The sequence below is a fragment of the Micromonospora sp. NBC_01699 genome (assembly GCF_036250065.1).
Taxonomy (GTDB): Bacteria; Actinomycetota; Actinomycetes; order Mycobacteriales; family Micromonosporaceae; genus Micromonospora_G.
Genome location: NZ_CP109199.1, coordinates 6,150,877 through 6,166,702, shown reverse-complemented (window position 1 = coordinate 6,166,702; position 15,826 = coordinate 6,150,877). Strand labels below are relative to the sequence as shown.

General features: G+C 72.0%; 14 protein-coding genes. 11 read left to right on the top strand and 3 right to left on the bottom strand.

Annotation, left to right across the window (positions count from 1 at the left end; all coding sequences use genetic code 11):
* Positions 1-36 precede the first annotated feature (36 nt).
* Positions 37-294 carry a DUF3040 domain-containing protein gene (locus tag OG792_RS25015; RefSeq protein ID WP_329102840.1) on the bottom strand — a complete coding sequence of 86 codons (258 nt, stop codon included), beginning with the start codon at positions 292-294 and terminating at the stop codon, positions 37-39.
* Positions 295-743: 449 nt separating this feature from the next.
* Here OG792_RS25015 and OG792_RS25010 point away from each other — a divergent pair, with 449 nt between their 5' ends.
* The 5 genes from OG792_RS25010 to OG792_RS24990 are packed head-to-tail and all read left to right on the top strand — an operon-like array spanning position 744 to position 7,257.
* On the top strand, positions 744-2,912 hold the full coding sequence (locus OG792_RS25010) for a DUF1800 family protein (RefSeq protein WP_329102838.1): 2,169 nt from the start codon (positions 744-746) through the stop codon (positions 2,910-2,912).
* A gap of 7 nt (positions 2,913-2,919) precedes the next feature.
* A complete protein-coding gene (locus tag OG792_RS25005) occupies positions 2,920-4,299 on the top strand; it encodes a DUF1501 domain-containing protein (RefSeq protein WP_329102836.1) in 1,380 nt (459 codons plus the stop codon).
* Positions 4,296-5,849 carry a ferredoxin reductase family protein gene (locus OG792_RS25000; RefSeq protein ID WP_329102834.1) on the top strand — a complete coding sequence of 518 codons (1,554 nt, stop codon included), beginning with the start codon at positions 4,296-4,298 and terminating at the stop codon, positions 5,847-5,849. The genes OG792_RS25005 and OG792_RS25000 overlap by 4 nt, the downstream gene beginning before the upstream one ends.
* A 15-nt stretch (positions 5,850-5,864) precedes the next feature.
* The gene (locus tag OG792_RS24995) at positions 5,865-6,479 is read left to right on the top strand and encodes an FMN-binding protein (RefSeq protein WP_329102832.1); all 615 of its coding nucleotides are present in this window, start codon (positions 5,865-5,867) and stop codon (positions 6,477-6,479) included.
* 55 nt (positions 6,480-6,534) lie between these two features.
* Positions 6,535-7,257 carry an FAD:protein FMN transferase gene (locus tag OG792_RS24990; RefSeq protein WP_329111419.1) on the top strand — a complete coding sequence of 241 codons (723 nt, stop codon included), beginning with the start codon at positions 6,535-6,537 and terminating at the stop codon, positions 7,255-7,257.
* A 344-nt stretch (positions 7,258-7,601) separates the two neighbouring features.
* Here the strand turns inward: OG792_RS24990 and OG792_RS24985 are convergent, their stop codons facing one another.
* Positions 7,602-8,288, bottom strand: a complete 687-nt coding sequence (locus tag OG792_RS24985; RefSeq protein ID WP_329102829.1) for a bifunctional DNA primase/polymerase — start codon at positions 8,286-8,288, stop codon at positions 7,602-7,604.
* Between the two features lie 292 nt (positions 8,289-8,580).
* Here OG792_RS24985 and OG792_RS24980 point away from each other — a divergent pair, with 292 nt between their 5' ends.
* The 5 genes from OG792_RS24980 to OG792_RS24960 all read left to right on the top strand — a co-directional run bounded on the left by OG792_RS24980 (position 8,581) and on the right by OG792_RS24960 (position 13,439).
* Positions 8,581-9,810, top strand: a complete 1,230-nt coding sequence (locus OG792_RS24980; RefSeq protein WP_329102827.1) for a helix-turn-helix domain-containing protein — start codon at positions 8,581-8,583, stop codon at positions 9,808-9,810.
* A gap of 16 nt (positions 9,811-9,826) precedes the next feature.
* On the top strand, positions 9,827-10,396 hold the full coding sequence (locus tag OG792_RS24975) for a flavoprotein (protein WP_329102826.1): 570 nt from the start codon (positions 9,827-9,829) through the stop codon (positions 10,394-10,396).
* A 184-nt stretch (positions 10,397-10,580) separates the two neighbouring features.
* Positions 10,581-11,480, top strand: a complete 900-nt coding sequence (locus OG792_RS24970) for a Nif3-like dinuclear metal center hexameric protein (RefSeq protein WP_329111418.1) — start codon at positions 10,581-10,583, stop codon at positions 11,478-11,480.
* Entirely contained in the window at positions 11,477-12,217 is a 741-nt protein-coding gene (locus tag OG792_RS24965) for a zinc ribbon domain-containing protein (protein WP_329102824.1), read from the top strand. The genes OG792_RS24970 and OG792_RS24965 overlap by 4 nt, the downstream gene beginning before the upstream one ends.
* Before the next feature lie 82 nt (positions 12,218-12,299).
* The gene (locus tag OG792_RS24960) at positions 12,300-13,439 is read left to right on the top strand and encodes a bifunctional RNase H/acid phosphatase (RefSeq protein WP_442932497.1); all 1,140 of its coding nucleotides are present in this window, start codon (positions 12,300-12,302) and stop codon (positions 13,437-13,439) included.
* A 9-nt stretch (positions 13,440-13,448) separates the two neighbouring features.
* On the opposite strand, the gene OG792_RS24955 is transcribed toward OG792_RS24960, so the two are convergent.
* Positions 13,449-14,321 carry an alpha/beta fold hydrolase gene (locus OG792_RS24955; RefSeq protein ID WP_329102820.1) on the bottom strand — a complete coding sequence of 291 codons (873 nt, stop codon included), beginning with the start codon at positions 14,319-14,321 and terminating at the stop codon, positions 13,449-13,451.
* Between the two features lie 100 nt (positions 14,322-14,421).
* Between OG792_RS24955 and OG792_RS24950 the strand changes: the two genes are divergently transcribed.
* On the top strand, positions 14,422-15,750 hold the full coding sequence (locus OG792_RS24950; protein WP_329102818.1) for a glycoside hydrolase family 18 protein: 1,329 nt from the start codon (positions 14,422-14,424) through the stop codon (positions 15,748-15,750).
* The last annotated feature ends 76 nt before the right edge of the window (positions 15,751-15,826 follow it).

Sequence of the window (15,826 nt, the reverse complement as noted above, 5' to 3'; positions counted from 1 at the left end):
CAGCCGCAGTGGTGACGACCGGTGCGGTCGACCGGGTCAATGGTGCAACCGGCGAACCCGCCAGGCCAGCACACTGGCGGCGGCGAGCACGACCGGCGCTATCACCGCCGCCAGCCAGCCGCCGATGACCACCACGGCCGGTACGGCGCTCCAGAGTACGACGGTCAACAGGAGCAGAAGCCTGCCCCGGCGGTGCTGAACACGATCACTGAGCCGGGCGACGAAGTCCGGGTCGCTGATTCTCAGCTGGCGGGTGATCTCGTCGAACCGACGCTGATCCTCTTTGCTGAGCATGGCGGCAGCCTTCCCCTCACGCGTCAACTGTCCGGCGCGGGGATACCCGATCCCGGGCCGCTTGCACTCCCGCTGCCGATCGCCGCGGATCGCTGCCGGTACAACTCTCGGATCGGCACAGGTTTTACTTATTCCCACCTTAAGTTTGTCTTTACCTTTGATCCCCTCCCGGTGCTACCCGGAGGTTACGGAGCCGGGCTCAACCGCCGGTGGGCGGGCATTGGCGCTGCTGGTGACCGTCGGGACCCGGACCGGGCGAAACCCCGCACCGGTGATTCCCCTGAGTGACGCCTTAAGTGGCTGCTGGCGGGCGGTTTCGCCGACCTTGAAGCGGATCGGCGGCTTGGCTACCTTGCCGTAGCAACCCCCCTTCAGTAAGCGCCGCCGGACCATCGCCCCCGCCGTTTCATGTGGCCGGGTCCGACGCGCCTCAGCAGACGGATTGGTACATGGCTGACCAGAATGTGCCACCACGCCGATCGCGTGACGACAGCCCTTGGGACGGTCGACCCCAGCCCGGTGCCGACGGATACCGGCCCGCGCCCGGCCAGTCCCCGTACGGCCGCCCGGCTCCCGGTTCCGACGCGTACCCGGACGCGCGCCACCCGCAGTCGGCGGGTCACCAGCAGTACCCCGGCCAGCCGCAGCCGGGCCACCCGCGGCGCGGGCAGCAGCCCGACCAGTACGTCGACCAGTGGACCGAGCAGCACCGCGCGGGCGGCCCCCGTGGCCCGCAGTGGGTCGGCCCGGAGGGACTCCAGCCGCAGGGCGACCCGTACGCCGGATCGCAGCTGCCCGAGCTGGACGACGACGGTGAGCCAGGCAGGCGCAACGTCGGCCGGCGGCGGGCCCTGGTCACGCTGAGCGGAGCGGCCGCGGCGGTGGCCGGCGCCGGTGCCATCGCGTTCGCCGCGCGCGGCACCGACCTCGGGGACAAGATCCTCGGCAACACCCCGTTCGGCAACGGCAACGGCAACGCCACCGCGGCCGCGATCACCGACGGCACCGCCGACCGCCCCAGTGGACAGCAGCCGAGCACGGTGCGTACCTACACCGAGCAGAACGAGAGCTACATGGGCTCCCGGGCCGGCGCCGAGCTGAAGAAGAACGCGCCCGCCAGCGGCCGTACGCTCGCCGGCCCGGCCGCCGCGGCGGCCGCGACCGAGGTGACCGTCAAGACGGTGCTGGCCAAGGACCCGATCCGGCACCTCGCCACCCGGGCCACCTTCGGCGCCACCCCCAAGGTGCTCGCCGAGATCAAGACCATGGGCATCGACGAGTGGCTGCGCTGGCAGCTCGCTCCGGAGAAGATCGCGCCGACCAAGGCCGAGCTGAAGCTCTCCGAGCTGCCCACCCTGAACCTGTCCATCAAGCAGCTCCGGGAACGCCGCGAGACGGTCAAGGACGTCGACAACTCCGACAACGAGTTCGTCTGGGCGTCGGTCGCCCGACAGATCTGGTCCGACCGGCAGCTGTTCGAGGTCATGGTCGACTTCTGGAACGACTTCCTGCACGTCGCCGCGTTCTTCGACGGCGGCGACATCACCCGGTCGACGTTCGACCGGGACGTGATCCGCAAGCACGCGCTGGGCAACTACGCCGACATGCTGGTGGCCGCGAACACCCACCCCGCGCTGATCGTCTACCTGAACCAGCACGAGTCGCACAAGGACGCGATCAACGAGAACCTGGCCCGGGAGAACCTGGAGCTGTACTCGGTCGGCGTCGACGGCGGCTACACCGAGATGGACGTCCGGCAGGCCGCGATGCTCCAGACCGGCCTCGGCGTCGACAAGGACGAGTACGTCTACCGGGCCAACCGGCACTACGTCGGCAAGGTCAGCATCCTCGGCTTCAAGAGCGACAACAGCTCGGCCGAGGGTGGCGAGGCGGTGATCAAGGCGTACCTGCGGCACCTCGCCCTGCACAAGTCGACCGCCAACTACATCGCGCAGAGCCTGGCCACCCGGTTCGTCTCGGACACCCCGCCGAAGTCGCTGGTCGAGCGGCTGGCCAAGACGTACACGGCGAACAAGGGCGCGATCAAGCCGACCCTGATGACGCTGTTCAGCTCCACCGAGTTCTGGGGCGCGGTCGGCCAGAAGGTACGCCGCCCGATGGAGTACCTGGTCTCCACGTACCGGGTGCTCGGCATGTCCCCGGACCCGTCGCCGGAGTACCAGAAGCGGGCCGACCTGCGGCGTTCCCCGTTCGCGGACGGGCTGAGCCAGCTCAAGAACAAGATGGAGGAACTGGGCCAGTTCCCGGCCGGCCTCTCCACCCCGAACGGCTACCCGGACGTCTACGTCGCCTGGACCTCCGCCGGGACCATGGTCAACGGCTGGAACGAAGCCCACGACGTGATCAACGGCAACCGCAAGGTCTTCTCCTACGTCAAGCCGGAAAAGCTGGTGGCGGCCCCGCCGGCCACCGCGGGCGCGTACCTCGACGCTCTGTCGCTGCGGCTGGTGCACCAGAAGCTGACGGCCAAGGAGAAGGCCCTCATTCTCGGCATCGCCGGGGTGACCGCCGAGACGAAGGTCGACGCCACGTTCAACGGCGCGATCGCCGCCATCGCGCGGGCGCTTCTCGCCTCCCCCCAGCACCACCTCCGGTGAGCTAACAGTGGAGAAGACTGTGCACTCGTACCCCCTGCACCCCGACTGCCCCGACCTGCGGAGTCTCGCCCCGAACCGGACCGAGGCCGTGCTGCGCGCCGAGCACGCCGCGGTGACGGCCGAGAACGCCGCCGTACGCGAGCAGTTCCTCAACCTGTCCGAACTGGAGGAGGCCCAGCAGGACGGGCGGGGAGTGACCCGCCGTACGTTCGTCGCCGGTGCCGCCGCCACGGTGACCGCGCTGGCCACCACCCAGTTCGTCTCGACCCAGGCGTCGTTCGCCGCCACCCCCGGCGGCACGCTGATCCACGTCTTCCTCTACGGCGGGCTGGACGGGCTGAGCCTGATCGCACCGGACAACGACCCGGTGCTCAGCAAGGCCCGCCCCGACCTGCTGCTCGGCAACGACTCGCTGGCGCTCGCCCGCGGCTTCAAGCTGACCAGCGCGTTCGCCCCGTTGCAGAAGTTCCTCACCGCCGGCCAGCTCGGCTTCGTACCGGCCGCCTCCGATCCTCGGGTGTCGCGCAGCCACTTCCAGGCCGCGGACGCCTGCAACCTGGGCGGCCTGCCGAACGAGACCGGTGGCCGGGGCTGGCTGGACAGCCTGGTCGACGCGCTCGGGCCGGGCACCGCGTTCCGCAGCGTCGGCGTCGGCAGCACGCTGCCCCGCTCGCTGGTCGGCAACAACGGCGCGCTGTCGCTGAACAACGTCGGCTCGCTCGGCTTCAACGGCGACAACCGGTTCAAGGACGCCACCGCCAAGGCCATCCAGGGCCTGTTCACCGGGATCAACCACCCGGTGGAGGAGTCGGTGATCGCCGGGCTGGGCGCGCTGAAGACCGCGCAGCAGTTGGCGGCGAAGCCGTACGCCCCGGCCGAGGGGGCCGAGTACACCGGCATCGGCAACTCGTTCCGTACGCTGGCCCAGCTGATCAAGGGCGGCGCCAACGTACGCGTGGCGACCATCGGGATGGGCGGCTACGACACCCACGAGAACCAGGGCACGGCCGCCGGCGGTCAGCTGCACAACCGGCTGAACGAGCTGGCCAAGGGGATGGCGGCGTTCTTCACCGACCTCGGCCCGCTGGCCGCCGACGTCACCATCATTGTCAGCAGCGAGTTCGGTCGCCGGGTCGCCTCGAACAGCGGCGGCACCGACCACGGCCACGGTGGCGTGGTCACCATCCTGTCCGGCAAGAAGCTGGCCGGTTCGCTGCTCGGCACCTGGAACGGGCTGGACAAGCTCGACAGCGGTGACGTGCCCGAGTTCAACAACATGTTCAACGTGTACGGGTCGGTGGCCCAGGGCCGCTTCAACCTGACCGACGCCGAGGTGAAGAAGATGTTCCCCCGTCAGACGTTCACCCCGGTGAAGCTGTACGCGTGACAACCTGGTCGACCTCGACTGGCCACCGTTCCGGGGACTACTCCCCGGACGGTGGCCAGCAGCCGTACACCTACGCCGACCAGTCCCGCTACGACGACCCGCCTCGCTACGACGAGCAGTCCCGCTACGACGACCTGCCGCACCTCGACGAGCCGCCCCGGCCCGACAACCGGCGGTCCCGGCCGGCGCGGGCCGAGCGGGCCGCGGGCGTACCGGCGGAGGTGCCGGGGCGGCGCGGGCCGGCCGGTCGGTGGCTGGTGGTGGTCCTGCTCTGGGTGGGCCTGCTGGCCGCCGTGGTGCCGTGGTGGCTGGACACCGCGCCCGGCTCGGTGAACAGCGAGTTCGCCACCCTGACCGCCGCCGGCCGGATCAGCGGCCTGATCGCCGGTTACCTGCTGCTGGTCCAGGTGCTGCTGATGAGCCGGCTGCGCCCGCTGGAGCGGTGGATCGGCGCCGAGCAGCTCAGCCGGTGGCACCGGGACGTCGGCGGCACCCTGTTCGTCGCGGTGCTGGCGCACGTCGGGCTGATCCTCGCCGGCTACGCCGCGATCGAGGGCAAGACGGTGCTGGCCGAGGCGACCACGCTGCTGCGCGACTACGAGGACATGGTCGGCGCGTTCGCCGCCGCCGCGATCATCGTGCTGCTCGGCTTCACCGGCGTCCGGTTCGTCCGCAACGCGCTGCCGTACGAGTTCTGGTACTACCTGCACCTGAGCAGCTACGCGGTGCTGCTGCTCGGCTTCGGCCACCAGTTCACGTACGGCCAGCAGTTGTTCCGGCCCGGTCCGGTGCGGACCGGGTGGATCGCCATGTACGCCCTGGTGGTCGCGGCCGTGCTCTGGGGTCGGGTGGTCAGCCCGCTGTGGCTGAACCTGCGCTACCGGCTCCGGGTCGCCGACGTGGTGGCGGAGAGCCGGGACACCATCTCGATCTACCTGACCGGGCGGAACCTGGACAAACTCCAGGTGCTCGCCGGCCAGTTCTTCCGCTGGCGGTTCCTGTCCGCCGGCCGCTGGTGGCAGTCGCACCCGTTCTCGCTCTCCGCCGCCCGCAACGGCCGCTGGCTGCGGTTGACCGTGAAGGTCGTCGGCGGGCACACCGCCGAACTGCGCCGGCTGTCTCCCGGCACCCGGGTCTGGGCGTCCGGCCCGTCCGGTACGTTCACCGCCGCGCACCGGGTCGCCGAACGCGCGTTGCTGATCGCCGGCGGGAGCGGGATCTCGCCGATCCGGGCCCTGCTGGAGGAGTTGCCGCCCGGTGCGGCGCTGATCTACCGGGCCAGCACCCCGGACGACCTGCTGCTCCGGCGCGAGCTGGACTGGCTGGCCGAGGCCCGCGAGACCGAGATGTGGTATGTGCTCGGCTCCCGCGCCGATCCCGGCCCGCAGCAGATCCTCACCGCCCGTGGCCTGCGGCGACTGGTGCCGGACCTGACCGACCGGGACGTCTACCTGTGCGGTCCGCCGGGTCTGGTCCGCGAATCGGTGAAGGCACTGCGCCGCGCCGGGGTGCCGCGCCGGCAGATCCACCTGGCCACGTTCGAACTCTGACGGAAGGTTCTCCCGTTGCGTCGCGCCATCCTCGGCATCACCGGCCTCGCCGCGAGCACCACCCTGCTGGTGGTGCTCAAGGGCGGGCCGGCGACGACCGCGACCGCCCAGGACGTACCGGTTGGGCCGGCGGGTGCGTCGACCGACCCGAGTGCCGGCGCCCCGCCGGAGCCGACCCCGGATCCGGCCGGTGGCGGGCCGGTGCCGACGGTGTCCGGTGCCGCGCCGGGTGCGCCGAGCGGGTCGCCCGGCCGGTCGAAGACGCCGAGCGGCAGGCCGACGTCGAAGGCGCCGACCGGTGGGGGAGCGACCACCACCAAGGCACCCCCGCCGCCGAGCGGGCCGCGCAAGATCGACGGTTCGGTGGCGACCGCGGCCGACTTCGGCCTGGTCCAGGTGCAGATCACCGTCTCCGGCGACCGGATCACCAACGTCACCGCGCTGGAGTTGCCGGGCGAGACAGCCACCTCCTCCGGCAAGAGCGACCAGGTGGACCGGGCGTACAGCGGGACCGGTGGGCAGGCGGTCACGGCGGCGAACCAGGGCCGGCTGCCGGACACGATCAGCGGCGCCACCGCGACGAGTTCGGCGTACCGGCGGTCGTTGCAGGCCGCGCTGGACAGGATGTGAGGTCGGCGTGACCAGCGTGCGGACCAGGCCGGGACACCGCCGGGTCGAGTTCGTCATGGGTACGGCGATCAGCCTCGACCTCGCCGACGACCTGCCCGGGGCCCGCCTCGACCAGCTCGCCGAGATGGTCTTCGACTGGATGCGCGAGGTCGACCGGCGGTTCAGCACGTTCAGGGCCGACAGCGAGGTGAGCCGGTTCGACCGGGGCGAGGTGCTGCTCTCCGGGGCGTCGGCCGACCTGCGGGCCACCCTGGAACGCTGCGCCGACCTGTGGGGCGACACCGACGGTTTCTTCGACGCGTACGCCACCGGCCGGTTCGACCCGTCCGGGTACGTGAAGGGCTGGGCGGCGCAGGTCGCCTCGGACCGGTTGCTGGCCGCCGGGGCGCCCAACCACTGCGTGAACGCCGGTGGCGATGTCCGGGTCCGGGGCCGATCCGGCACCGGTGAACCGTGGCGGGTCGGGGTGCAGGACCCGTGGGACCCGGACCGGGTGGCGCTGGTGTTGCACGGCACCGACCTGGCGGTGGCCACCTCCGGCGTCTACGAGCGGGGACACCACGTGCTCGACCCGCGCCGGGGCACACCGGCCCGGGGCCTGCGTTCGGTGACGGTGGTCGGCACCGACCTCGGTGTCGCCGACGCGTACGCCACCGCGGCGCTGGCGATGGGGCAGGCCGGAATCGGCTGGCTCGGCCGGCTGTCCGGTCACGAGTGGGCGGTGGTCACCGACGACCGGCGTACGCCCCGGTCCGACCGCCTGCCGATCACGGACTGACGTACGTGCCGGGTCGGTTCAGCGTACGGGTCGATGGGTGCCGGCCGGTCGAGAGCCCGTCGGTCGGGAGCCGCCGGGGCGGGACCCCTTCGGTCGGGTTCCCGCCCACCGGCACGGCGGTGAGCCGCTGTCCGGTTCCGTTCCGTCCGGGCCGCCGGGAGCCGGCGGCAGGTTGTCAGGTCGCATCTCATCCCCCGTGTGCGCGCCGGTCCGATTCGCCTCTTGCGGTACCGGCCTCGGCTGTGCTACCTGCGTTAACGACCGCGGCCACGGCCGGTCGTCGTCTGTCGCGCGCCGACTCGCCGGGACCGCTGCGGGAGGCCGGGGCGACGCGTCGCGCTGGTTCAGTAGCCCCGCCGGGGAGCCGGCAGCCGGCCGGGCAGCAGGGCGACCGGGATCGCCGGGGTGTGCGCCTGAAGGGCGTCGACCAGCAGTTCCTGTACGGCGTACGACTCGGGCAGCTGCCAGCGGGCCTCCTCCGGTGGCACCACCCAGCGCACGGTTCCCTCGGGCAGCCGGGTCGGTGGGGCGGGGATCCACGAGCCGGGGCCGTGCCGGACGACGTAGAGGCACTGGTCGAGTTCCGGCCGGAGCGGGTCGCCGGGGCGGACCAGGAACATCCACCGCCCGCCGGGGGTGAGCGCGACCGGCCCGCGGACCCGGTCGAGGCCGGGAACGGTGACGCCGTGGTGCGGCCGGGAGGCGTCGAGCACGTGTCGGCCCAGGTACGCCGGCACCTCCAGCACGTCGAAGGTGTACCCGGTGGCGAGCAGTACGGCGTGCGGCCGGACCCGCCACCAGGCGCCGACCCGGGCCGGGTCGGAGCTGGCGGCTCCCTCCCACTCCTCCAGGGCGGGGTGGCAGCCGGTGGTGGGGCAGCCGGCCCGGCCGCAGACGAAGCGCTGCCGGTTGAGGAAGGCACCGGGGGTGACCTCCCAGCCGTGCATGGCGTACCGGACGGCCACGCGCCGCAGGCGTACCCGTTCCAACGTCGTCAGGCGGGTGATGGGTGGTCGGGTAGTCCCCCACATGGCAGGTAGCTCCTCTCGGGACCGATCCCGGTGAGATCGGTGGGGTGGCACCGTCACCGGTGCCGGGCGTGTTCGTTGCTTCTGGCATAAAGCCAGCTGCAACTTGCATCGAAAAGTACGAGCATCGACGGTCGGGCTGCCGCACAGACTGTGCGGCAGTCGCAAATCGGCCCGAAATACCCACAACACCCTCTTGCTCACCAGAACGCACATCTGAACAGCGAGCACCCGCAACACCCGACAGGCTCGCCGGCCCGGACCGCCGGCATGGCAGATATGGGGAGGAACGGACGTGGACGAGCTGCCCATCGGGCGCCGCGTCGCCTATTGGCGTGGTCGACGAAAGCTGTCCCAGCAGGTCTTCGCCGATCGACTCGGCAAGTCCAAGAGCTGGGTCGACAAGGTCGAACGCGGGGTGAGACGGCTGGACAAGTTCTCCGTCCTCTACGAGATCGCCGACGTGCTCACCATCGACGTGCAGCTACTGCTCGGCAAGGACCCGCAACGGCGTACCGATGCGATGAACTGCATCGACGAGGTCGAGATCGAGGAGATCCGGGCCGCCCTGGAGCGGTACGTCTCGATGAGCAAGTACTTCGACGCACAGGTGGTGCCGCCCGTCCTGAGCGAGTTCCGCAAGGCGGTCAGCCACGCCTGGCTGACCTACCAGTACGCGCGCTACGGCGTACTGACCCGGGCGCTGCCGAAGCTGCTGCGCGACGCCCAGGCGGCGGACGCGTACTACACCGGCGACGACGGGCAGCTCGCCGCGAGCCTGCTCGGGCAGGTCTACCAGATCGCCTCCTCGGTCCTGCGCAAGGTGGGCGAGCACGAGCTGGCCTGGCTCGCCGCCGACCGCTCGATGGCCGTCTCCGTACGCGCCGACGACCCGTTGCTGGCCGGGGTCGCCACCTACCGGGTCGGCAACGCGCTGCTCGCCCTCGGTCGGGCCCGCTCGGCGCTGGAGGTCAACATCAACATCGCCAACCGGCTCGCGCCCGGCGGCACCAACGGAGACGCACCGGACCGGCTCTCGGTCTACGGGATGCTGCTGCTCCAGGCGGCGATGGCCGCCGCCCGGCTGGGCGACAGCGCCACCGTGCGGGACCTGATCCGGGGCGCCCAGGAGGCGTCCACCGCCCTCGGCTCCGACCAGAACCACTACTGGACCAGCTTCGGCCCGACCAACCTGGAGTTGCACCGGGCGGCGGCGGCGGTGGAGCTGGGCGAGGGCCGGGAGGCGGTGGAGACCCACGAGCGGCGGATCGACAAGCGGCGCTTCGCCGCCCTGCTGCCCGAACGGCGGGCCCACCACCTGCTCGACATCGCCCGGGGCTTCGCCCAGATCGGCGACGTGCACAGCGCCGGCGAGATGCTGGTCGACGGCGACCGGCTGGCCCCCTCGGAGATCCGCTGCCGGCCGATCGCCCACGAGGTGATGTCCGACATCCTGCGTCGCACACGTGGTGCGCCGCCCGCGCCGATTGCGGAGTTGGCTGGGCACATGGGTGTCGGCATATGAACGGGCCGGTGGCCGGATGACCGGCCTGCCGCGAGAACGAGTCCTCTACGTGATCACCTGTGGGTCCCCGCTGGCCGGGCACGTCGGCCGGCTGGTGACGCTCGCCCAGCGGGACGACTGGGTGGTCTGCGTGGTCAGCACGCCGGACGGGCGCAAGTTCCTCGACGTACCGGCGATTGAGGCACAGACCGGCTATCCGGTCCGGTCGGCGTACAAACAGCCGGCCGATCCGGATTTGCTGCCGCCGGCCGACGCCATGATCGTCGCCCCGGCGACGGTCAACACGATCAACAAGTGGGCGGTCGGCATCACCGACAGCCTCGCCCTCGGGCTGCTGGTCGAGGGGCAGGGGCTGGGGTTGCCGATAGTGGCGATGCCGTTCACGAACGCGGCCATGGCCACCCACCCGGCCTTCCGGGCCAGCCTGGACCGGCTGCGCGGCTGGGACGTGACGGTCCTGTTCGGCGACGACGTGCTGCCGCCGTTCCCGCCCGGTGGCGGTACGCGTTACCTCGACCAGTACCCCTGGGAGCTGGGCCTGGACGCCCTGCGGACCGGATGCGCCGTCAACGGCCGCCCCGGCTGAGCCCGCTGCCCGGCCCGGCCGCCACCCGCGGCCGGGCCGGTGCGGCATCGGTCGGGCCCGGTCCGCCGGCCCGACCGGGTGGACCCGCCGGGCCGGTCGAGCCGGCGACACGGTCGGCGGGCCGACGCCGGTAAGCTGGGCCGCCGTGGGGACAACTGGATCCGAGACGCCGAGCGTGGCCGAAGTGGTGGCCGCGCTGGACCGTCGTTACCCGCCGGCCTGGGCCGAGCAGTGGGATCGGGTCGGGTTGGTGCTCGGCGACCCCGAGGCGCCCGTACGCCGGGTCGCCTGCGTGGTCGACTGCGTGCCGGAGACCGTCGCCGAGGCGCTGGCCCGGGGGGCGGACCTGATCGTCGCCCACCACCCGCTGCTGCTGCGCGGGGTGTCGTCGGTGGCGGCGACCACGTACAAGGGTCGGATCGTGCACCAGTTGATCAAAAACGACGTCGCCCTCTACGTGGCGCACACCAACGCCGACGTCGCCGACCCCGGCGTCTCCGACGCGCTCGCCGCCCGGCTCGGCCTGACCGACCTGCGCCCGCTGCGCCCGGCCACCGGACCGGCGGCGGGAGCGGGACGCGGCATCGGCCGGATCGGCCGGCTGCCCCGACCGATGACCCTGACCGACCTGACCCGGTGGGCGGCCGCCGCGCTGCCGCCCACCACCTGGGGCGTACGCGCCGCCGGTGACCCGGGCCGCGTGATCCACACCGTCGCGGTCAGTGGCGGCGCGGGCGACGGGTACCTCGACGACGCCCGTACCGCCGGGGTGGACGCCTTCCTCACCGCGGACCTGCGTCACCACCCCGCCAGCGAATACCTCGCCGAGGGCGGCCCGGTCCTGCTGGACGCCGCCCACTGGGCGACCGAGCGTCCCTGGTTGGACGACCTCGCAACCCACCTGCGGGAACACCTGCCCGTCACCGCGTACGTGTCCGACCTGGACACCGACCCGTGGACGGTCCGGGCCGGATCGCCGTCCCCCGGCGCGCCCGCGTCGACCGTCACCCCCGTACCTCCGGCTGTGGCCGCCGTACCTCCCGCGCACGCCGCATCCCCCGTGGACAAGGAGCACCTTCTGTGAAGGCCAACCCGCAAGAGCAGCGCCGCCTGCTGGATTTGCAGGCGATCGACACCGCGCTCGCCCAGCTCGCCCACCGGCGCCGCATCCTGCCGGAGATCGCGGAGCTGGAGGCGCTGGCCCGGCAGCTCTCCGCGCTGGAGGACGAGCGGGTACGCGCCCAGGTGGCGGTCGACGACTTCGACCGGGACATCAACCGGATGGAGAAGGACATCGACCAGGTTCGGGCCCGTAAGGACCGGGACCAGGCCAGGTTGACCGTCGGCTCCGGCCCGGCCCGCGAGCTGGAGGCGCTGCAACACGAGCTCAACTCGCTCAACCGGCGGCAGAGCGAGCTGGAGGACGGCGAGCTGGAGCTGATGGAGCAGCGGGAGACCGCCCAGGGCGTACTCGACGGGATCGAGCAGCGGTTGGCCAGCACCCGGGAGACCCGCGAGGCGACCGAGCAGCGGCGTACCCAGGCGCTGGCCGACATCGCCAAGGAGGAGCAGTTCAAGCTCGGCGCGCGGCAGCCGCTCTCGGCGGACCTGCCGGCCGACCTGGTGGCCCTCTACGACAAGATCCGCGAGACGTCCGGCGGGCTCGGCGCGGCGCTGTTCACCCAGGGCCGGTGCGGCGGCTGCCGGCTGGAGCTCTACGGCGCGGACCTGGCCCGGATCCGGGCGTCGGCAGCGGACGAGGTGGTGCGCTGCGAGGAGTGCCGGCGGATCATGGTCCGCACCACCGAGTCGGGGTTGTGACCGTGTCCGACCGGCGCGCGGTCGCCGGCCCGCCGGAACCCGTGGGTCGGGTGCTCCGGTGAGCCGCCGGCTGCGGGTGGTGATGGAGGCCGACGGCGGGGCGCGGGGCAACCCGGGCCCGGCCGGCTTCGGTGCCGTGGTCCGGGACGCCGAGTCCGGCGAGGTGCTGGCCGAGCGGTCCGAGTCGATCGGGGTGGCCACCAACAACGTCGCCGAGTACCGGGGCCTGATCGCCGGTCTGGAGGCCGGCGTCGAACTCGGGGCCGCCGAGATCGACGTACGGATGGACTCCAAGCTGGTGATCGAGCAGATGTCCGGCCGCTGGCAGATCAAGAACCACGGGCTGCGCCCGCTGGCGGCGCAGGCGGCGGTGCTGGTCCGCAAGTTCGAGTCGGTGCGGTACCAGTGGATTCCCCGGGAGCAGAACCGGCACGCGGACGCCCTGGCGAACGCGGCGATGGACCTGGCCGCGGGCAAGCCGGCGGTGGTCGAGGCCGGTGCCTCGGCCGGACCGGACGCCTCCGACCGCGCCCGCGCGCGGGAGGTCGCCGCGCAGGGTTCGACCGCCCGGAGTTCGTGGGAGCCGAGGCCGGCGTCGACCGCCACCCGGCTGCTGCTGGTCCGGCACGGCGAGACCGAGCGGACCGCGCAACGCCGCTACTCGGGCCGGGGCGACGTGCCGCTCTCCGAACGCGGCCTGGCCCAGGCGCGGGCGGCGGCGTTCCGGGTGGCCGGGCTGGCACCCGCCGTCGCGGCAGTGGTCAGCTCACCGCTTTCCCGCTGTACGGCCACCGCCGCGACCATCGCGGGTCAGCTCGGCGGCAAGCCGGTGGCGATCGAGCCGGACCTGATCGAGTGCGACTTCGGCGCCTGGGAGGGGCACACCTTCGCCGAGGTGCAGGCGCGCTGGCCGGGTGAGATGAACGCCTGGCTGGCCTCGCCGAGCGTCGCCCCGCCGGGCGGGGAGTCGTTCCGCGCGGTGACCACCCGGGTACGCCGGATGGTGGCCGCGTTGCTGGCCGCGTACCCGGGGGAGACGGTGGTGGTGGTCTCGCACGTGTCGCCGTTGAAGATCCTGCTCCGGGACGCGCTCGCGGCCGGGGACGCGTTCCTGCACCGCCTCTACCTGGAGCCGGCCGGACTGTCCGTCGTCGACTTCTGGCCCGACGGCGGCGTGGCCGTACGCACCGTCAACGACACCGCGCACCTGGCCACCACCTGACCCGACAGGTCAACGGCGGACGGTGGTCCGGGTGAGGAAGGTGAGCACGAGCTGGGCGAAGGTGTGCGCGTCGTCCACCCAGGGGTAGTGGCCGACTCGGTCCTGCACCACGAGTTCGCTGTGTGGGAACAGGTCGGCGAGCGCCCGCGCGGCGGCCGGCGCCGGCATCGGGTCCAGTGCGCCGGCGAGCACCAGCACCGGTACGTCGAGGGCGGCGAGCGCCGCCCTGACCAGTCCGGTGTCCGGCTCGAAGTCGGCGTAGAAGCCGTCGGTTGCCGGGTCGGCGCGTTCCCAGGCGTCGGCCTCGCGGTGGGAGCGGGCCCGTTCGTCCCAGCGGCCGTAGCTGAATGGGGCGGCGGCGAGCCGGAGCGCGGCGGTGTCGGCCAGGCTCGCCCCGCCGGCCGCCGCCTCCTGCCAGGTGGCTCGGGCCGCGCGGGCGCCCTGGTACCACCATTCGCCGGCGCGGGCGGCGAGCGCGTCGTCCAGCCCGAGCGGTTCGGTGCCGGTGGCCCGCAGCGCCGGGGTGATCAGCAGTAGCCGGTCCAGCCGGTCCGGGAACCGGGCGGCGTAGAGCTGCGCCAGGTCGCCACCGGTGGAGTGGCCGAGCAGGCTCATCCGGTCCAGCCGGAGGTGCTGTCGCAGTGCCTCGACGTCGTCGACCAACCGGTCGCACCGGTAGCTGGTCGGGTCGGCCGGCACCTCGGACTCGCCGGTGCCCCGGTGGTCCAACATGATCAGAGTCCGGTGGGCGGAGAGTCCGCCGAGATCGTCCAGATAGGACGACGCGCGTCCGGGGCCGCCCGGTAGACAGACCAGCGGTGGCCCGGCCCCGTGCACGTGAAAGGTCAACTCGGTCGCGTCGTACGAGGGGAACCTCGGCACGCGACCAGCATGCCAGAGTCAGGGCTTGACCGCAGCAGGTGATCAGCAGATCATCGATCTGCAAGGTTTCCTTACAGATCACGGCTCCTCAGGAGTGTGGATGAATAACCGCATCGCCCGCCGACTCGGTGTCCTTGTTGTCACCGCGTCCCTACTGCTTACCGCCGCTCCGCCGACCGCCGCGAACGCCACCGGCAACGACCGGCGCTCGGACGGCTACTACAAGGTCGGCTACTTCACCCAGTGGGGCATCTACGGCCGGGCCTTCCCGGTCAAGAGGCTCGACACCTCCGGTGCCGCCGCCCGCCTCACCCACGTCAACTACGCGTTCGGCAACGTCTCCGAGGACGGCCGGTGCTATGTGGACGGCGGGCCGGGCGAGGGCGACGCCTGGGCCGACTACCAGCGGCCGGTGCCGGCGCAGGAAAGCGTGGACGGGGTCGCCGACGCGCCCGGCCAGGCGCTGAACGGCAACTTCAACCAGCTCGCCAAGCTCAAGGCGAAGCACCGCGACCTGCGGGTGCTGATCTCACTCGGCGGCTGGAGCTGGTCGACGTACTTCTCGAACGCCGCCGCGACCGACGCGGCGCGCAAGAAGTTCGTCTCCTCCTGCATCGACCTCTACCTCAGGGGCAACCTGCCGGGCACCGCCCCCGGCGCGGCGGCCGGCGTCTTCGACGGCATCGACCTGGACTGGGAGTGGCCGGGTTCGGCCGGTGAGCCGGGCAACGTGATCCGCCCGGACGACAAGCAGAACTTCACCAAACTGCTCGCCGAGTTCCGCAAGCAGCTCGACGCGTACGGCAAGCAGAAGCGCGAGCACTACGAGCTGACCGCGTTCCTGCCGGCCGCCCCGGCCACCATCGACGCCGGCTTCGAAGGCAACAAGATCTTCAAGTACCTCGACTTCGCGACCGTGCAGGGCTACGACTTCCACGGTGGCTGGGACGCCCGCGCCAACCAGCAGTCCGCGCTGCGGGTGCCGGCGGGCGCGCCGGACAACCCGGACTTCTCCGTCGAGGTCGCGATCGACACCTGGCTCGACCGGGGTGCGCCGGCCCGCAAGCTGGTGCTGGGTGTGCCGTACTACGGTCGTGGTTGGACCGGGATCACCGGCGGTGGCAACGGGCTCTTCGGGCCCGCGACCGGCGCGGCACCGGCCACCTTCGAGGCCGGGTACGAGGACTACAAGGTGCTGAAGAACCTGGCCGGCAACGGCTACACCGTGCACCGCGACCTGCGCGCCGGGCACGCCTGGCTGTTCGACGGCACCACCCTCTGGACGTACGACGACCCGGCGGTGCTGCTCCAGAAGGCGCTCTACATTCGCAAGGAGGGGCTTGGCGGGGCGATGATCTGGTCGCTCGACGGTGACGACGACAACGCGTCGCTGACCCGTGCCCTCTCCCTCGGACTCTGGACCTTCTGAGCCCCTGGGAAAGCGTCGCCACCTGCACCTGTTCCACCGACTGCCCCGTCGACCACCCGGTCGGCGGGGCAGTCGC

Excerpts from the sequence above, each read along its gene's own strand:
- OG792_RS25015 (WP_329102840.1), bottom strand. The coding sequence starts at position 294 with ATGCTCAGCAAAGAGGATCAGCGTCGGTTCGACGAGATCACCCGCCAG.
- OG792_RS24950 (WP_329102818.1), top strand. The coding sequence starts at position 14,422 with ATGAATAACCGCATCGCCCGCCGACTCGGTGTCCTTGTTGTCACCGCG.
- OG792_RS24960 (WP_442932497.1), top strand. The coding sequence starts at position 12,300 with ATGGAGGCCGACGGCGGGGCGCGGGGCAACCCGGGCCCGGCCGGCTTC.
- OG792_RS24990 (WP_329111419.1), top strand. The coding sequence starts at position 6,535 with ATGGGTACGGCGATCAGCCTCGACCTCGCCGACGACCTGCCCGGGGCC.
- OG792_RS25010 (WP_329102838.1), top strand. The coding sequence starts at position 744 with ATGGCTGACCAGAATGTGCCACCACGCCGATCGCGTGACGACAGCCCT.
- OG792_RS24985 (WP_329102829.1), bottom strand. The coding sequence starts at position 8,288 with ATGTGGGGGACTACCCGACCACCCATCACCCGCCTGACGACGTTGGAA.
- OG792_RS24975 (WP_329102826.1), top strand. The coding sequence starts at position 9,827 with ATGACCGGCCTGCCGCGAGAACGAGTCCTCTACGTGATCACCTGTGGG.